This is a genomic window from Scytonema millei VB511283 (genome assembly GCF_000817735.3).
GTDB lineage: Bacteria > Cyanobacteriota > Cyanobacteriia > Cyanobacteriales > Chroococcidiopsidaceae > Chroococcidiopsis > Chroococcidiopsis millei_B.
Genome location: NZ_JTJC03000003.1, coordinates 487,651 through 504,645, shown reverse-complemented (window position 1 = coordinate 504,645; position 16,995 = coordinate 487,651). Strand labels below are relative to the sequence as shown.

General features: G+C 45.7%; 13 protein-coding genes and 2 pseudogenes. 3 read left to right on the top strand and 12 right to left on the bottom strand.

All coding sequences use genetic code 11. The annotated features are described in order from the left end of the window. Positions 1-341: 341 nt before the first annotated feature. Positions 342-821, bottom strand: coding sequence for a phosphate-starvation-inducible PsiE family protein (locus QH73_RS14095; RefSeq protein ID WP_039713290.1), 480 nt, complete (start codon positions 819-821; stop codon positions 342-344). 386 nt (positions 822-1,207) lie between these two features. On the opposite strand from QH73_RS14095, the pseudogene QH73_RS14090 reads away from it, so the two are divergent. Then, positions 1,208-1,651, top strand: a pseudogene (locus tag QH73_RS14090) (IS1/IS1595 family N-terminal zinc-binding domain-containing protein); the annotation flags it as partial. Between the two features lie 151 nt (positions 1,652-1,802). Here the strand turns inward: QH73_RS14090 and QH73_RS14085 are convergent. The 11 genes and pseudogenes from QH73_RS14085 to QH73_RS14035 form a co-directional block, all read right to left on the bottom strand. Further along, positions 1,803-2,135 carry a P-II family nitrogen regulator gene (locus QH73_RS14085; protein WP_039713291.1) on the bottom strand — a complete coding sequence of 111 codons (333 nt, stop codon included), beginning with the start codon at positions 2,133-2,135 and terminating at the stop codon, positions 1,803-1,805. A 97-nt stretch (positions 2,136-2,232) separates the two neighbouring features. After that, a complete protein-coding gene (locus QH73_RS14080) occupies positions 2,233-3,363 on the bottom strand; it encodes a sodium-dependent bicarbonate transport family permease (protein ID WP_039713292.1) in 1,131 nt (376 codons plus the stop codon). A gap of 140 nt (positions 3,364-3,503) precedes the next feature. After that, positions 3,504-3,725: pseudogene (locus tag QH73_RS14075) on the bottom strand (SulP family inorganic anion transporter); the annotation flags it as partial. A gap of 712 nt (positions 3,726-4,437) precedes the next feature. Further along, positions 4,438-5,304 carry a nitrate ABC transporter ATP-binding protein gene (locus QH73_RS14070; RefSeq protein ID WP_052289737.1) on the bottom strand — a complete coding sequence of 289 codons (867 nt, stop codon included), beginning with the start codon at positions 5,302-5,304 and terminating at the stop codon, positions 4,438-4,440. Between the two features lie 99 nt (positions 5,305-5,403). Continuing rightward, on the bottom strand, positions 5,404-7,407 hold the full coding sequence (locus QH73_RS14065; RefSeq protein ID WP_039713293.1) for an ABC transporter ATP-binding/substrate-binding protein: 2,004 nt from the start codon (positions 7,405-7,407) through the stop codon (positions 5,404-5,406). A 70-nt stretch (positions 7,408-7,477) separates the two neighbouring features. Then, a complete protein-coding gene (gene ntrB, locus QH73_RS14060; protein WP_039713294.1) occupies positions 7,478-8,314 on the bottom strand; it encodes a nitrate ABC transporter permease in 837 nt (278 codons plus the stop codon). An 83-nt stretch (positions 8,315-8,397) separates the two neighbouring features. Further along, on the bottom strand, positions 8,398-9,744 hold the full coding sequence (locus tag QH73_RS14055) for a CmpA/NrtA family ABC transporter substrate-binding protein (RefSeq protein ID WP_039714465.1): 1,347 nt from the start codon (positions 9,742-9,744) through the stop codon (positions 8,398-8,400). Between the two features lie 767 nt (positions 9,745-10,511). Further along, positions 10,512-13,406, bottom strand: coding sequence for a glycerol-3-phosphate acyltransferase (locus QH73_RS14050; RefSeq protein WP_039713295.1), 2,895 nt, complete (start codon positions 13,404-13,406; stop codon positions 10,512-10,514). A 107-nt stretch (positions 13,407-13,513) separates the two neighbouring features. Further along, positions 13,514-13,651: a hypothetical protein gene (locus tag QH73_RS14045; protein ID WP_165587698.1), complete on the bottom strand. Its 138-nt coding sequence runs from the start codon at positions 13,649-13,651 to the stop codon at positions 13,514-13,516. 150 nt (positions 13,652-13,801) lie between these two features. Continuing rightward, positions 13,802-14,128, bottom strand: coding sequence for a hypothetical protein (locus tag QH73_RS14040; RefSeq protein ID WP_039713296.1), 327 nt, complete (start codon positions 14,126-14,128; stop codon positions 13,802-13,804). 466 nt (positions 14,129-14,594) lie between these two features. Continuing rightward, on the bottom strand, positions 14,595-15,653 hold the full coding sequence (locus QH73_RS14035; RefSeq protein WP_039713297.1) for a Gfo/Idh/MocA family protein: 1,059 nt from the start codon (positions 15,651-15,653) through the stop codon (positions 14,595-14,597). 338 nt (positions 15,654-15,991) lie between these two features. Here QH73_RS14035 and QH73_RS14030 point away from each other — a divergent pair, with 338 nt between their 5' ends. Beyond that, positions 15,992-16,255, top strand: a complete 264-nt coding sequence (locus QH73_RS14030; RefSeq protein ID WP_165587697.1) for a hypothetical protein — start codon at positions 15,992-15,994, stop codon at positions 16,253-16,255. Between the two features lie 3 nt (positions 16,256-16,258). Continuing rightward, the gene (gene queC / locus QH73_RS14025; protein WP_039713298.1) at positions 16,259-16,948 is read left to right on the top strand and encodes a 7-cyano-7-deazaguanine synthase QueC; all 690 of its coding nucleotides are present in this window, start codon (positions 16,259-16,261) and stop codon (positions 16,946-16,948) included. Positions 16,949-16,995 lie beyond the last annotated feature (47 nt).

The window sequence follows — 16,995 nt, the reverse complement described above, 5'->3', positions numbered from 1 at the left end:
GGAAATCGCCCCCACACACTTCACACTTCATGGCACAAGAATTTGCGAGCAATGACAATCGTTTGCCAGTTCTTCTGGTAAGGTTGGCATTGCCCACCCTACTGCTTGATTACTGCTTGACTAGCACAAAATCTACTTACGCGATTCACATAACACAATATAATAGCTTGTACAGTCATGAATCTCATTCGCTCAAACTTAGAAAAAGTTTTGAGTTCTTGCTATAGTTAAATATTAATATATATTAACTTAAGACTTTTGTAAATTATCTAAATTGAGGCGATCGCTCTCAAATTCAATCACCACTAGACTTATTAGGATTTATACTTTTTTTCTATATCTTACCTACGATCTTCTCTATGCTTTCTGTTCATTTGACGAATTAACCAGTAGCTAATAGAGAGGGCAAAACTAGCTGTTGCCAGACCAATTAAATCTATACCTGTAGCTTTACTAAAATCAAAAATAATCAGTTTGCGAGCTACAGCAATCAAGGCAGTTACAATCACGAGTTCAACTTGAACGACGTGTTTTCTCAGATAAGCAGTAATATTTTCCAATAATTCTAAAGCAATCAAAATATTCAGGAACATCCCGAAAATTTCAATCAGCGTTTTATTAAAAAAACCAACTGGCTCTCTAAATAAGTCTTGATATAAAAATATAATTAAATCGACTAGTGAAACTAGAATTACGCCAACTAAAGCTATAGACAAAACTTTTGAAACTAGGTTCTCAATGACATGAATGCTTTTGAGAAAACCTTCGTCGGCAAATAGCTCTTTAGTTGAGATGACTAGTTGTTTCCAAGATCTCATCATGCCGCTTGAACTCAAATTAGATGGAAAGCGATCGCGTTTCTGCCTACCGATACTAACTAATATCTCATTGTTTCGGTGCGTTAGTATAGCGATCGCCTGAGAAATCAGTTGTCAGTTATCAGTTATCTATTGACCAGTGGCTAAACCACAACTAGAATCTGGTTCCACCAGCTACTCACCAATGACAAATGACAAATGACATTAAAGTTACTGTTGCAGTGCCGGATCGCTGAAATCGCTCAAACCTTGGCGTGAGGCATTTCCAACATCGGCAGTAACCCTATCGTTACCATTTACAAATGCAATTGCTTGTTGCAATGCAGGATAGTGACTCAGGCAAGTGTGGGTTTGTGAGACTAGAGCATAGTAAAATGTTCTAAAAAACCATGCAGTGTCCTTTGTGTAGTCATCCCAAAACTCATAAACACGGAAAAACGAGTAAGGGTAGTCAACGCTATTGTTGCCCAAACAGAAGCGCAAACATTGACTGATACCTTTGACACAATTTACTATCGGCGGCAAGTCACAGAGGAGGAAGTACGGATTGTCTTACAGTCGCATTGTGAGGGAACTAGCTTACAAGGTATTGGTCGGGTGAGTGGACTTTCCTACAACTATTGAGTTAGTTTGGTTCGAGCTGAAGCGTCAAAAAGCCCAACTAGTTCATAATGCTGAAGTACAAGCTGTCGATCCGGATGCCGTTGCTGCGGATGAATTGTGGTCATTTATTAAAAAAAGCACTTCATCACTGCTTGCCCGAAGAACTTGAAGCAGGAGACTGTTGGATAGCCCTAAGTCTAGCTCAGTTGAGTGGATTAATTCTCTCTGGTGCTCAAAGGGCAGACCTAACCTCAGAACCTTGGACTTGGAAAGATATAGCAGTTTATCCCACGCTTTGCTGAGTCACTATCCATAAAACTCCGCTTGAACACCAAAAATCCGGGGTCATGACCCGGCTTTTTGAGTTGGTGTCGTCTCGATTCAACAGCCGTCTGGCCCGCAGAAACTATGCCCGTACAGGACCTCCGCATCACAGATGTAGATCATGCCCGCATAATCGAGGAAAAACTTCACTGCGACCTGATCCGCGATATCCTCGGCCATATCCCGATCGGGGGTGAGTATCTCGAACTTCACATTAGCCTGGGTGTCAGAAACGATCGGTTGTCCCGAAGATCGCACGTTGCGACTGCCTTTACCGCCAGTCTCCACCACCGTATAACCGGTCGCCCCAGATTCATCGATGATCTTGGCGATCTTTTTCAGCAGAACCTTTTCCGTGACGATGACGAGCTTTTTGGCTGGCTTGGCCATGTTAGTTACCTCCTTACCTATCTATATCAATCTTATACATTGAGCTACTGGATCTGCCGGACCAAGGGAGCGCCGACAGACCGCGACCAGTCTAGGATTAGAGTCCGCCGATCGCTTGGGCGAGACCGACGAAGAACGGGATGCACAAGCCGATCGCAATTGGCGTACCGATGGCTGTGGACGCGCCTATATAGGCGGAGGGATTGGCCGACGGGATGCCAGCTCGCAACGTGGGCGGACCTGAAATGTCTGAACTAGAGGCGGCAATGACAGCCAGAATCACAACGCCGCCCATGCTGAAGTTCATGGTGTAGTGGGCAATCATGCCGAGACCGAAGGCGAGCAGCCCATGAATAAACGGTGCCACCACGCTATACACGACATACCACTGAGCCACCTTGCGCAGTTCGCCAATCCTTGACCAAGCCTCCATACCCATGACTAGCATCAAGATCGAAAGCAAGCCGCGAAAGAGGGGATCGTAGAAGCTTTTATAGACACTTTCCGGCTGGGTGAATATGCCAAGAGCGAGACCTAACAACATTGCCGATAAGGCAGGACCCCGAAGGCTTTCCTCGATGATCGGCCATATCTTGACCCGATTATCCGCAGGAGCCTGCTGCTGGCTGAGATACTCCTGGCGGCTGCTGGGATAATCCTGTTTATCGGCATAATCGCCCGCAGCAATGGGCTGCTTGCTGAGATACTCCTGCTTGGTAGCTTTGGCTGCTGCCCTATGCTTCTTCTTGTTAAGATAAATGTTGGCTACAACAATTGCAGTTACGAGCGCTGGGATGTCCATGAAGGGATAGAGTGCGCCAGCCCAAGCCTCGTATGAAATTTTTTGTTCTTCCAGTACCGTCAGACCAGCAGCCATAGTGGAGCCACTCACGGCTCCAAACAACCCCCCAGTCGCGATCGCATCGACGACTTTGACCTTCGGCAGCTTGGCTAATGTATAACGCGCGATGAATACAACAGTAATCCCTACTACTACAGCACAGATCATGGGTAACACCATATCCGCCAGGTTGGAATTACGGATGGCAATTCCACCGGTCAGACCGATTTTGGTGAGCAGCATGAAGACGATGATCGCACAAATCGACTCGGGAATTACCAATTCGCTCCCGAGAGCAGCAATGACCATCCCACCAATCAAAAAGGCGAGTGTTGGGGACTGTAACTGCTTGACGAAGTCCATTACAAAAAAGGACCAAAAATCCACGAATACCTCCTTGTGCCTCCTCTGATGAGGAGTATTGCAATAAGTGAACTAAACGAACGTTTCAAGAGTTAAAGAGAGTAAGAGCGAGCCACTTCACCCCCTACAACACAGGTGTTGCACGATAACCTATAAACAGGGCTTACGGTCATTGCCTCGATCGGTTTAGAGAGCAACGTTGGGATACCGCCAAACAACGCTGCAAAAAAACCAACGCAGACTGCACCGTAAAGCCCAGCAACGGCTCCAGCACCAGAGGCAACGCCGAATGCCAACGCTAGGGGCAAGGAAACGATCGCAGTGGTTAAACCACCAAATAAATCGCCCCGTAAATTTCTGAAATGAATTTTGTTTGTTATTTGCATGAGAAAGAGACGAAAGACAACCGCAAACTAAGCGACCTGATTACATAGAGTCAAAGCTATTTACAACCATGAAAATAATTTGATGCTGGGTAGATTTTTTAACAACAACTTGCCGAGTTAGAATATATCCAAGGTTAGATATCGGCTTTTGAAATTCAATATCTAAAGTGGCATTCTTTGAAAAATCTCCACAGTAAATTGATTGAATAATAAGTTGCTACTTTGCAACTAAAAAACAAAGCAAAATGTATGTTTTTTTCAACCACATGGCAATAGTCACCGTATCTTGTTTTGAGAGGTTAAAGTAATTGCAAGTAACTTGAAACTGGATCGGCTAAGATCAAAACCAAAATGCAATTCCAGGTATAAGCCACAATTAACAACGAGTTAATCGCCAGGTATTTATTCCGGTTTCAGGCAGTCATCAACTTCAAAGACTACGTGTTTTGAAGCTTTTGTATCTGCTTGAAAAGTTGCATTAAAAATAGATTACAACCTTTAGTGCAAAATTAGTTAATTTAATGAAACAAAAATTGAATAAATCTTATATAGTTTCGATAGATAAGATCCTATATGCAAGCAGCTCGACTAGCTTCTATATAGGGAATTTACCCATATAATTAGAACCTATTATTAAATCTATTGAACCTAATTATTGTGCCAATTCTTACTTCTTGCTCAGCAGGGTAGGCAATGCCCACCCTACTAATAACTAACCTACATCGTCGTGGGCGAAACGATTGTAGAGGAAGTCTAAAGCATAGTTGCGGAGTTGATAGTATTGCGGATCTTCCATAATGCGAGCGCGATCGCGGGGACGGGCGAAAGGAATATCCAAAACCTCGCCAATTTTAGCGTGAGGTCCATTGGTCATCATTACCAGGCGATCGGCTAAGAATAGCGCCTCGTCAATATCGTGGGTGATCATTAACACGGTGCATTTATGGTCGTTCCAGATTTTCAGCAACTCTTCCTGCAACTCCTCTTTGGTAATTGCATCCAACGCCCCGAAAGGTTCGTCTAAAATCATCACCTTGGGACGAATTGCCAAAGCACGGGCGATCGAAACCCGCTGTTTCATCCCCCCAGATAGTTGCGGTGGCTTCTTATCTGCGGCTTCCGCCAGTCCGACCATTGCCAAATGTTCCCGCACGATCGCCCGCTTTTCTGCTTCTGGCTTGCTGGGATGTACGGCATTCACTGCCAAATAGACATTTTCAAACGCAGTCCGCCAAGGTAGCAAGGCGTAGTTTTGAAACACCACCATCCGGTCTGGACCTGGTTTAGTTACGGGACTACCATCAACTAAAACATCACCCGTAGTTGGATGAGCAAAACCAGACACCATATTCAACAGCGTACTCTTACCGCAACCGGAGTGACCGATCACGCAAATAAACTCCCCTTCATAAACACTGAGATTCACCCCATCAAGGACGGTGAAGGGACCGTTTTTGGTGGGATAGACTTTACAAACGTCCTTAATCTGTACGAAAGCCTGGCGATTAGACTGCACTGTAGAAAGTGGCTTGCCTAAACGATTTCTGGCGATGTCTGTATAAGCAAAAGCGTTGTTCATTGTAGTGTCATTTGTCATTGGTCATTTGTCATTGGTCATTCGTAGTTGACAGTTGACAGTTAACCGTTAACCGTCAACTGTCAGCCATTAGCAATTCAGCTACGCTGCTCTGCGGATTGGTGCGTCGAGAATGACTTCGGCTACGGAGAAGTCGCGTTTGATCGCTAGACTGTTGAGATAGCCGAGTGGGTCGTCGGCATTAAATACAGTCCCGTCAAAGAGTTTGAGCGGCTGGCGGGTGTAGCTGACATCTAAGCCGAGTTCTCTGGCAGCTGTGCTGAAGACTCCAACACGACAGATCCGTTCGATAATTTCTACCCAATTTCTGGGGAAGGGAGTGTGACCCCAGCGTGCTAGTTGAGTCACGATCCAAGTTTGTTCCGTACGGCTGGGGCGATTGATTGCAGCTTCAGAAAAGAATTGGTGGTGAGCATACTCCCGCATGGGACTACTCAGATCGCAACTGCTGCTATCGGGGTCTAGCAACTGAATATAATCGACGCTGGTGCTGACATATTCCCGTCGTGCCAAAATTTGACGAATTTCTTCAGCATTTTCTGGCAAAGAGCAATAGTAGCAAGCTTCTAAAAGTGCTTTGACCAAAGCAATATGCGTGTTAGGATAGGCGGCTGCCCATTCTTCTCGCACGCCCAAAACTTTTCCTGGGTGTCCCAGCCAAATTTCTAAATCGGTAGCAGCGGTAAAGCCAATTCCTTCTTCAGCAGCGCGGTAGTTCCAAGGTTCGCCAACGCAGAATCCATCGATACTACCCGCTTTGAGGTCGGCAACCATTTGGGCTGGGGGAATGGTGTGAACGTCAACATCTAAATCGGGGTCGATACCACCTGCGGCTAGCCAGTAGCGCAAGAGGACGCTGTGCATTGAGGAAGGATGTACGACCCCCATCGTATGCCGCTGGTCGCGGGTACGCAGCAAGTGCTGTTTGAAGTCGGTGAGGTTGTAAACTCCTTGGTCGTAAAAGCGTTTTGATAAGGTGATGGCGTTGCCATTACGAGTCATGGTTAAGGCAGTCACCGTAGGTATGGGTTTGTCCTCGTGACCCCCCAAAGTCAACCACATGGGCATCCCCGAAGGCATTTGGGCAGCATCGATGTAACCGCCTGCAATTCCATCGACAATCCCGCGCCAGCTGGTTTCCCGTACTAGAGTAACTTCATCTAAGCCATGCTTGGCAAAGAAACCTTTTTCTTGAGCGATCGCCAGTGGTGCGCAAGCGGTTAAGGGAACGAAGCCAATTTCCAAATTGACTTTTTCCAACCCGTGACGGGTAACAGCGGTCTTTTTCCGCGCCCGAATTTGCTTAACTCGTTTTTGCTGGTTTAAAAAGTAGATCATTTCGCTCCGCAGACTGTAATAGCTGGGATGTTCTACAACCTGCATCCGCTTACGGGGTCTGGGGATATCTACTTCTAAAATGCCACCAATTTTCGATTCGGGTCCGTTGGTTAACATGACGATGCGATCGCTCAGCAATACGGCTTCGTCTACGTCGTGCGTCACCATTACGGCTGTGACTTGGTTTTCTTGGCAAATTTGCATCAGCTGTTCTTGCAAGTTACCTCGCGTCAGCGCATCTAACGCGCCAAAGGGTTCGTCGAGTAACAGCAACTTCGGACGCAGCGATAAGGCACGGGCGATCGCTACCCGTTGTTTTTGTCCGCCCGATAGCATTGTTGGCGGCTTATCGGCATGGGGACGCAAACCCACCATATCGATGTGCTTTTCGACAATGGCGCGGCGTTCTCCCGCAGGTGCGCCCTTCATGACGGCATCTACAGCCAGGGCAATGTTTTCCCGTACCGTCCGCCAAGGTAGAAGGGAGTAATTTTGAAACACCACCATCCGATCTGGACCTGGCTTGGTGATTCTTTGTCCTTCTAGGGTGACAATTCCCTCACTAGGTAAGTCTAGCCCTGCAATCATGTTGAGTAGCGTCGATTTACCGCAGCCAGAGTGACCGATCAGCGATACAAACTCACCCTTTTTAATCTGAAGGTCAATGCCTTTGAGGGCAATGTATTGTCCCCCACCGACGAGATTGAAAACCTTATCTATTTGGTCAACAGCAACGAATACAGACATGGCTATTTGGTAATTAGTAGTTGGTAATTGGTTGACGGTTGACGGTTGACGGTTAACTGTCAACTACTAGCTATTTTTGTTCTGCTGGCAAGATCAGCGTTTGTATCCAAGCCATGAGTTTGTCGAGTAATAGACCAACTATACCGATGTAAATTAGGGCAAGAATAACTTCGCTGACGTTGTTGTTTTGATAAGCTTCCCAGATGAAGAAACCAATGCCAACGATACCGGACATGACGATTTCAGCAGCGATAATTGCCAACCAAGCTAGACCGATCGCAATTCGCAGACCTGTGAAAATGTAGGGTAGTGCCGCAGGGATGAGAATGTTGAAGAAGTATTCTTTTTTAGTTAATTGCAGTACTTTGGCGACGTTGTTGTAATCGCTGGGAATTTCTTTGACTCCTACTGCCGTATTGATCAAAATGGGCCAAATTGCCGTGATGAAGATAACGAATAAGGCAGCGGGTTCGTTTTGTCTGAGGGCAGCTAAAGAGATGGGAACCCAAGCTAGAGGTGGCACTGTTCTGAGTAATTGGAAGAGTGGGTCTAGTGCTTTGGACATCACTTTCGACGTACCAATTAAGATGCCCAAACCAATTCCCACAATTGCCGCTAGGGTATAACTGATTGCTACCCGTTGCAAGCTCGCCCAGATCTGCCAAAATAAGCCTTTATCCGTGCCACCTCGGTCGTAGAAGGGCCAGAAAATTAATATCCAAGTGTCTTGAATGACTTTTATAGGTCCAGGTAATGTGGCTCCTGGCGTGAGAGAAAAGAGTTGCCAAATTGCTAAAAAGATGGCGATCGCAATAACTGGAGGTAAAATATCCGGCAGTCTTTTTTGCAAGCCTGCTAAAAAGCTATTATCTGTGCTAGCCCGTCTTCTAGGAGAATATGTAGTCATCGATCGTCTGTTCCTCAGATTTACATGGATAGTTAGTAATTGCTAATTCCGAATTCCGAATTCCGAATTCCGAATTCTAGACGTTAGGCTTTTTTGATCTTCAAACTCTTCAAGTAAGCCGTGGGATTTTCTGGGTCAAACTTGACTCCATCGAAAAATGTCTCGACACCACGGGATGTACTGGTGGGAATATCGGCAGCTGCAACGCCTAATTCTTTGGCTGCTTCTTTCCACAAGTCTTCGCGGTTGACTTTATCGATTAATGCTTTAGCCTTTGTTAGGCTGTCTGCTGGTAAAAAGCCCCAGCGGACGCTTTCTGTTAAGAACCAAAGGTCGTGACTCTTGTAGGGATAGGAAACGCTACCTCTGGGATCTTTCCAGTAAAGTACGGCTTTGTTGCGATCGTCAACTGTCCGACCTTCACCCATGTCGTATTTACCTGCAAAGGGTCCGGCGAGAATTTCAGACGGCAAGTTGAAGTAGTTCCGTCCGCCGAGGATTTTGGCGGCTTCTTCACGGTTGTCGAAGTTATCTAACCACTGTTGCGCTTCCATGATGCCTTTGAGTAGCGCCTTGGTTGCTTTGGGATGTTTGTCAACCCAATCTGCTCGCAATGCAAGATATTCTTCTGGGTGAAACTCCCACATGTCTGCGGTTAGCATTGCCAAGAAACCGATTTTATCTTTGACAATGCGGTAGGGCCAGGGGTCGCCCGTACTAAAAGCATCCATCGTGCCTGTTTTCATGTTGGCAACAGTTTGGGCGGCTGGTACGGGGATTAATTTGACATCGCTATCAGGGTTGACACCGCCAGCAGCTAGCCAGTAGCGAATCCAAAAATCTTGGTTGACTTGAGCAAATGTATAGGCAGCGGTGAAAGGAGTATTGGCTGATTTGAGTTGACCGAATAGGTTTTTGCCACCTTTGGCTAGTTCTAGTTCTATTCCTTTTCCTCGGTGTTTCTCAGCGATCGCAATGCCATTTCCTTGCGTGTTTAATTGCGCTAACACATACATTGGAATCGGCTTGTTGCCTTTGGTGATCCGCCCTTCTGTAATTAGATGCGGCATCGGCATTTGATATTGTCCGCCATCAACACCACCACCAGCTGCACCAATTTCTGTATTGTCTCGCATCGAACCCCAAGAGGCTTGTTTGGAAACATCTACATCGGTCATGCCATACTTCGCAAAGAAGCCTTTTTCTTTAGCAATTACTATAGGTGCTGCTTCAACAATGGGGATATATCCCAGCTTGACTCTTGTTGTTTCTGGTGCTTGTTCGGGACTAACATTCACTGCTGCAACTTGTTGCACCTGAGTCCCAGTCACGGAATCTGGTGGATTCCCCAAACAACCTTTCAGAAACACTGAACCAACCGCAGAAGCACCAGCAGTTATGATAAATTTCCGGCGAGAAAACTCTGTCATAAAACCTTCCTCAAGCACATTCAATGGTTTATATCAAGGCAAATCTATGCAATGAAACTGTTGAGTTTCTTGCATATAAAATGCATGGTTCGATCTAAAATACTGGTTTGGCTCAGCGAAATAGGTGGTCGTAGCTGGGAAGTTGCAAAGTTGAAATTTCACAACTTAGCTACATACAAATCGAGTCTTTAAGAGACAACGAAAACCAAAATTCATGTTGTTTTAATAAGCTTACAGCTTTTAGTGCAAAATTTGTTAACTTTTAACGAGTGACAGTTAAATAAATCTAATATCGCTTTGATAAGCAAAAGTTTATGGTTTTTCAATTGCCTATTGAACTATCTATAGTTAATATTGGTTACCTCTGAACAACCGCTGCGATCGCCTATTTATTCCTATAGCAGTGCAAGTTGTTTATCATAACTATCAATCGATCCCAATGTATTTTTGCTTGTCGAGCGTTAAATGAGATTTAATGAGTATAATTGCTGGTATTAGCTTTTTAAATTCCTTAAACTTTTAGAAGTCTACGATTTACGCTTTGTACTAAATCGAACATTAATTCACATCTAAAGTTAAGTTTTACAACTATGTATTCTGTGATTCAGAACAAAATGACCGAAACAGGGAGTAGGGAACAGGGAGTAGGGAGCAGGGGGTAGAAAAAATTTATCAGAGATCTGGAGGAAGAGACATGATTGGTCTATGTTTCAATCCCATACTTTTAAGTATGGGTTCCCCTACTCCCTACTCCCTTTGAAATTTATTCAATCGCTGTCGAGAATCTCTACCGTACCCTGTTGACCGTCGAGCCGCACCTGCTGACCGTCGCGCAATAAATGAGTTGCGTCGCGCACATCCATCACCGCAGGAATGCCATACTCTCGCGCTACGATCGCCCCATGAGATAATCTTCCTCCGACTTCGGCGATCAATCCTCCAGCCCTAGCGATCGCGGCTACCCAACCGGAATCGGTGTAAGGTACGACTAAAATTGTTGTTTTATCGATCTCTGGCAGCATTTGCCAATCGTGCAACACGACGATCGTTCCCGTGACTTGACCGGAACTAGCGGGAATTCCTTGGAGGAGTGAGGAGTGAGGAGTGAGGGAAGGTAGGGGCGCACTGCTGTGCGCCCGTACAAGAGTTGGGGGAGAATTGCCGTAAATGAGGGGAGGTATGGGGTTGAGTTGACTGTCTCGATCGAATTGCGATCGCCTCGCTTCGACTAATTGTGTTAATTGAGATATAAACTCCACATCTTCAGCAACAACTCGTTGAACTTCAGGAAATTCTAAAAAGAAAATATCACCAGGTTGAGATAATTGCCCTGAGTGCAAAGATATCTCCTCTAGTCGCACGAAACACCAGCGTAATTCTGCTAATAAGCGGCTGTATACTTGCGTAACTCGCCCTTTAAGATCTATGCGTTGCTGAACTCTCGTTGTACTGCGTTGCATTTCTAAGCGATCGCTTCTAAAACTGCCTTCCTCCACGCTCAACATCTGCATAAATAATTCTCGTACTACCTGCGGTTCCTCCTTCCAAGTGGGAACCGCGATATCTGTGCCTACCTGACTCAAATAGCCGTAGCGATCGAGCAATTGCTCGAACTGCTGCAAAATTTCTCTCCCGGGCGCAGTGTCCTCCAACTGCTCAAATGCTCGTTCTGGAGATAATTGCGGCGCGATTTTTCGAGCTTTTTTTGCCAAAGCTGCAATTTCGCGCAATGCGGCTACTTCTGGCGTTTTGCTGTTGTCGATTTTGTCATCTCGGACTCGAAATACCGCTTGTCGTAGGGCAGCGCTTAAGGGAGCCAAAATACTATAATAAGTAGCCCGTTTGAGGAGTGATAAAATTCCTTCTATCCGTTCTAGCAATTCTTGTGTAGAGAGTTCTTGTAGCGATCGCTGCTCTAATTTTGCCAAACCAGGACGAAAATACTGCCGCTCGTCTTGTTGAAAATCTCGGACTAAACTCAATTCACGACCTAGTAACCGCAGCAACCCAGGTACATTTTTTAACGTAGAACTTAAAGGCGGTTTACTAAACTTAGCTCCCCTGGTCAAAAACTCCAGGCTTTCCGCAGGCAAACCCATCAATCGAAAAATTTGTCCTAACAACGACGCATTGAAATAGGCGCGGGAGTAGTGCAGTGTTGCTGTTTCGTTAAAGTCTAATCCTTGCGAGCGATCGCCCAAAACAATTGTAAAAATCTCCCCCCACACGCCACAAGTTAGCGGACGGTTGATCGACCAAGTTAACGGGCGAATTGCCCCAGGAATCACTTCAGCCGCAATCTTGCGCGTCCAAATTGGCAGAAGAGTTGTAATCGGACGCGATTGCAGCAGCCACAATTGGCTCCCGTCGTAACTCCACTCAATATCTTGAGGAATACCGTGGTATCGATCTTCGATTTTGCGGGCGAGGAGGGCAACTTGTTTAATCAGTTCTAGCGGTACGTCTCCTTCACCATTCATTTGTAAAGACGTTACATTTAATGTCTCTACATCTGCGATCGCAACCCGATATTGTTCTGGAGTCAATCGTCCCGAAACTACCTGTTGCGCTTCACCGGGCAAAGCTTCTATCGCAACAGCATTCCCTTGCTGGGTAATTGGGTCGCGGCTAAAAGCTACGCCAGAAAAAACTCCCTGAACTTGCTTTTGAATCAACACAGCCATTGCTGCATCGATTTGCCCCCTAGCACGACGATACTCTACTGCATTTGGCAAGTCATAAGAAGCTTGAGTACGGGCGATCGCCTGCCGTAACATAGAGCGACTGGTAACTTGCAGTACGGTTTCATACTGTCCCGCCGCCGCCGCTTGTTCCGAGTCTTCTCCAATTGCTGAGGAACGAACTACCAGCGGTTGGGTAGCTGAAGGTTGCAAAGCTTGAATTAGAGGTTCTGGGTCGTCTCCTGGCACGAGTACCCATCCCATCGGTACGGGATAACCCCAGCTTTTCAGTTGAGACAAAGTAGCTGCTTTATCGCCGACTTTTTGAGGATCGAGTCGGTCGTCGAGAGAAACAATTGCCTTATCACCGCGAAAAAAGCGAAACATTTTTTCAGATCCGGCTTGTCCTGCTGTTGGAGATAAATCTAGATCGTCGGGAATCTTTTTGTAAATCCAGCCAATTAATATTGCTAAGGCGATCGCGGCGACTATTCTGCCAAAATCATTTAAGTGTAACAGTGCCGTAATTGTGGCAAAGAGAAATAATACGCCAAATCTTCCCAGCTCTTTTTCCCGCAGCAGAGTAAAACTAATCCCTCCAATTAAAAATACCAAAAGCGCGACTCGCCAATCATGGACGACATAACCCCAAACAACATTTGTGGTTCCCGCGCCTTTCCCAACCCAGTAACGACCCATGACCAAGGCAATTAGGGCAATTAATTCCCACGCTGGTTGAGTTGGGAAAAATGCCCGTGCTAGCAGAACTGCGGCAATACCTTTCAATGCCTCCGATAGTACCGCTAAAATGCCCGCTAACTTCCCACCATGATAAAAAGCGGCTGAGACACTGATATTACCAGTTCCCACCCGCTCCAGTTGTCGCCCTGTTAAGGCGCGAGTTATCCAAGCAATTAACGGTAGTCCGCCCAAACAGGGGCAGAGAATGAAAATCGCAAGTACACCCCAAACTTGCTGCATGTTAGTCATCGATTGCTAATGAGTGGTTAGTAGTTAGTGGCTTGTGGCTAGATTCTTATTTTGGTCTAACCACTAGTCACCAGTCACTAGCCACTGATAACTAATAACTAAACAGCATAAGCTACTCGTAGCGCCCAAAAGATTAAGGCGGCGATCGCTCCTAATAGTAGTGTGGTAGAAATAATCACTACCTTGGGGCTATCTGCCCCATCGAACTTCATAATTCCTCGGTTCAAGTCGGACATACTTGATGTAAATCCTCCCATGTTAAGAATGCTAAAATCTCCGTATTCGATTTTAGTCTTTCTTTTTCAATTTGGCTTGATGATAACGTAGAATAATCTTCTTTGTCTGCTTGTTTTACCTGGCAAAGCCTAAAATAATCAGTATCGTTGCTACTTTCGAGGACTGAAATTTAGCTCTACTTTCTCCCGTCTAATTGGCATATCTACAGTATTTGCATCTGCAATCTTGATGGTTATTTCATCACCGACTTCGAGATTGAGATCGAGCCATCTGAGAAATTCTCGACTACCTTCTGCAATATTCAACATCCCACCCACATATAATCTCAAATCTTCAGCATCTATTTCTTCAGGGTTTGCAGTTGAAGCGTCTGCTTGACGCTGTCTCCAGTTCAAAATTGCTGTAAGAACGCTTAAATCTCTCAAACCTGCTGTACAAAGCTTTTCTCCGTTTAAATAGACTTCAAAAGCGATCATTATTTTTAGTTTTTCAAGCTATTTAAATACAATACCGTTTAGTTGTGTATAATTATAGGTTGGGTTAAACAAGCATTCAACCCTACAAAGTTCTGAAAAAGTCAGGTTTTATTTCTCAAATGCTGCTTACTTGAAGCTGAGTCACTCGTTCGGCGTAATGGTTCCCCATCCTACGACGCAACCTAAGGCGATTGACTCTATCTAAGAGTGTTATTGATTTAAGATATTTAAGCTAGAGCGATCGCAATAGATTTACAGAGCGATCGCCATAGATTTATATTTCATAGCAATTCTCGATTGCGTGCGTGACATTTGTAGGGGCGCACAGAGAAAGCGCCCCTACAGAGCGCGTATTTTACCCACTCGAAAACCGCTATCAGTCAGGGCGATCGCAGTATCTTCATATATAAAGAAGAAGCACGCGGCTGCGTGCTTCTACCAACAATATCCTATTGAAACTAAATCGTTAAACGGCAACGATTGGATATTCGTACTCCCGTTCTGGTAGCTTCCAGGCATGACCATCTACAGCCATTTGCTCGATTAAACTTGCCAAGCGCAAAGCTTTCAGTGCTTGTTCTCCTCCTACAGAGGGCTGGCTACCACCACGCACGCAGCTCACAAAATGTTCTAATTCGGCGCAAAGTTTATCGGCGTTGCTCGTGTAAACTTTTTCAATCAAGCCATCTTGACGGTAAAGCACCTGACCGTGTTCTGTCATACAGTTAGCAGTGGTTTGACGGTGGATCAGAATTTCATTGTTCAGAAAATCTGCCTCAGTCAAGGAATTTTTACAATGGGCAGCGATGCGACGAATTTTGCGGTGAGTCACTTTACTAGCTGTCAGCGTTGCTACGATTCCATTCGCAAAACCTAGAGTTGCCGTTACGTAATCTAAATATCCTGAATCAGAACCACAGCTACCACTGGCAGTTAGCTTCACTACTGGCGCGTCAGCTAATTCTAACAATAGGTCAATGTCATGAATCATTAAATCTAACACGACCGAGACATCATTGGCTCTTTGAGCAGCGGGACTCATGCGACGAGCCTCGATTGCCATCAATTGCTCCGTCTTTAAAACTTTGCTTAATTCTTGAAATGCTGGGCTGAAGCGTTCGATATGACCGACTTGAAGAATTCTTTGAGCTTGAGCAGCTGTATTGACCAGAGATTCTGCTTCAGAAATACTAGCAGCGATCGGCTTTTCAATCAGGACGTGAACCCCTTCTTTTAGGCAGGTCATCCCAACAGCATAATGGGCGCGAGTGGGGACAGCTACGCAAACTGCCTCGACATGAGGCAGTAAATCTCGATAGTCTTCAAAAAAACGCACTCTATACTTACTAGCAATATCGAGTCCTCGCTCGACATTGATATCTGCTATACCCACAAGTTCCACGTCCTTGAGTAAACTTAGGACGCGGGCGTGATGTTGCCCCATATTACCCACTCCAACCACGCCAATCTTAATTGCTTCAGGTTGGTTGCGCTGCATCTGCGGGACTACTTGCCCCTTAGACATGGTATTTTGCACTCAGTCTTCTCCTCCACCACCAAAAGTTATCGTCGCTACTGCACTGCTTCTGTAATCTACATTCCAGTTATTAAGGTTTCATCTCTCAACTGTTAGAATTCAGCCAGATGATACCATAATTCTTGTCTTTGTGTAGAATCTCAAAGATTGTTAGATTTTTTTTGAGATTGTCTTGATTTTGTTACGGTTATACCTTTTTTAATTGTGATTTTACCGATGTTTCTGCGATAGCGGTATTGTGTCACTTTTTTTCCCGTCCATTATTTTGAAGGGAGCAGGGAGCAGGGAGCAGGGAGCAGTGACCAGTTATCAGTGACCAGTTATCAGTGACTAGTAATTTCTCCTCTACCCCTCAGCTCCCGATCGCTCCCTCAGCTCTCTTTCCCCCACACCCTACACCCCACACCCTACACCCCACAGCCCACACTTCCCACACTTCCCACACTTCCCACACACCCTACACCCTACACCCCACAGCCCACACTTCCCACACACCCTACACCCTACACTCCACACTCCACACTCCACACTCCACACCCTATTTACTTCTAGCCACTAGCCACCAGCCACTAGCCACTTATAACAAATGACCAATGACAAATAACAAAGCCGTAATTTTGCTATCTGGGGGATTGGACTCATCTACGGTGCTATACCAAGCACGGGCAGATGGCTATGATTGCTATGCGATTTCTTTTGATTATCAACAGCGACATCGCCGAGAATTAGAGGCAGCTAAGACGATCGCACAGTCGGCTGAAGTGGTTGACCATCAACTCATATCTTTCGATCTACGGCAGTGGGGCGGTTCTGCTTTAACTGATGACAGCATCAATTTACCCCAAGCGCGATCGCTGGACGAAATGGCGCAAAATATACCCGTTACCTACGTACCAGCCCGCAATACAATCTTTTTGAGTTTTGCTCTGGCTTATGCTGAAACTTTAAACGCTAGCCGCGTCTACATTGGCGTAAATGCCCTCGATTACTCCGGCTACCCTGATTGCCGTCCCGATTATATCCAAGCTATGCAAGAGGTATTTCGTTTAGGCACGAAACAAGGGCGAGAAGGAAACGCGATCGCAATTGTTGCTCCTCTGATTCAGCTGAAAAAAACCGAAATTATTCAACTGGGCGATCGATTGGGCGTACCTTGGGAAAAAACCTGGTCTTGCTACGCAGGCGACGAACTTGCTTGCGGCGTTTGTGATTCATGCCGTCTGCGCCTAGCTGCATTTGCTGCTCTAGGGATGGAAGATCCTTTGCCTTATAGGAGGGAGTAGGGAGCAGTTATCAGTTATCAGTTATCAGTTATCAGTTATCAGTGACT

What these genes read in the sequence shown, in the direction of transcription:
- QH73_RS14065 (WP_039713293.1), bottom strand. Translation starts at nt 7,407, where the DNA reads ATGTCTGTATTCGTTGCTGTTGACCAAATAGATAAGGTTTTCAATCTC.
- QH73_RS14045 (WP_165587698.1), bottom strand. Translation starts at nt 13,651, where the DNA reads ATGTCCGACTTGAACCGAGGAATTATGAAGTTCGATGGGGCAGATAGC.
- queC (WP_039713298.1), top strand. Translation starts at nt 16,259, where the DNA reads ATGACAAATAACAAAGCCGTAATTTTGCTATCTGGGGGATTGGACTCA.
- QH73_RS14070 (WP_052289737.1), bottom strand. Translation starts at nt 5,304, where the DNA reads ATGAACAACGCTTTTGCTTATACAGACATCGCCAGAAATCGTTTAGGC.
- QH73_RS14035 (WP_039713297.1), bottom strand. Translation starts at nt 15,653, where the DNA reads ATGTCTAAGGGGCAAGTAGTCCCGCAGATGCAGCGCAACCAACCTGAA.
- QH73_RS14095 (WP_039713290.1), bottom strand. Translation starts at nt 821, where the DNA reads ATGATGAGATCTTGGAAACAACTAGTCATCTCAACTAAAGAGCTATTT.
- QH73_RS14040 (WP_039713296.1), bottom strand. Translation starts at nt 14,128, where the DNA reads ATGATCGCTTTTGAAGTCTATTTAAACGGAGAAAAGCTTTGTACAGCA.
- QH73_RS14085 (WP_039713291.1), bottom strand. Translation starts at nt 2,135, where the DNA reads ATGGCCAAGCCAGCCAAAAAGCTCGTCATCGTCACGGAAAAGGTTCTG.
- QH73_RS14055 (WP_039714465.1), bottom strand. Translation starts at nt 9,744, where the DNA reads ATGACAGAGTTTTCTCGCCGGAAATTTATCATAACTGCTGGTGCTTCT.
- QH73_RS14050 (WP_039713295.1), bottom strand. Translation starts at nt 13,406, where the DNA reads ATGCAGCAAGTTTGGGGTGTACTTGCGATTTTCATTCTCTGCCCCTGT.
- ntrB (WP_039713294.1), bottom strand. Translation starts at nt 8,314, where the DNA reads ATGACTACATATTCTCCTAGAAGACGGGCTAGCACAGATAATAGCTTT.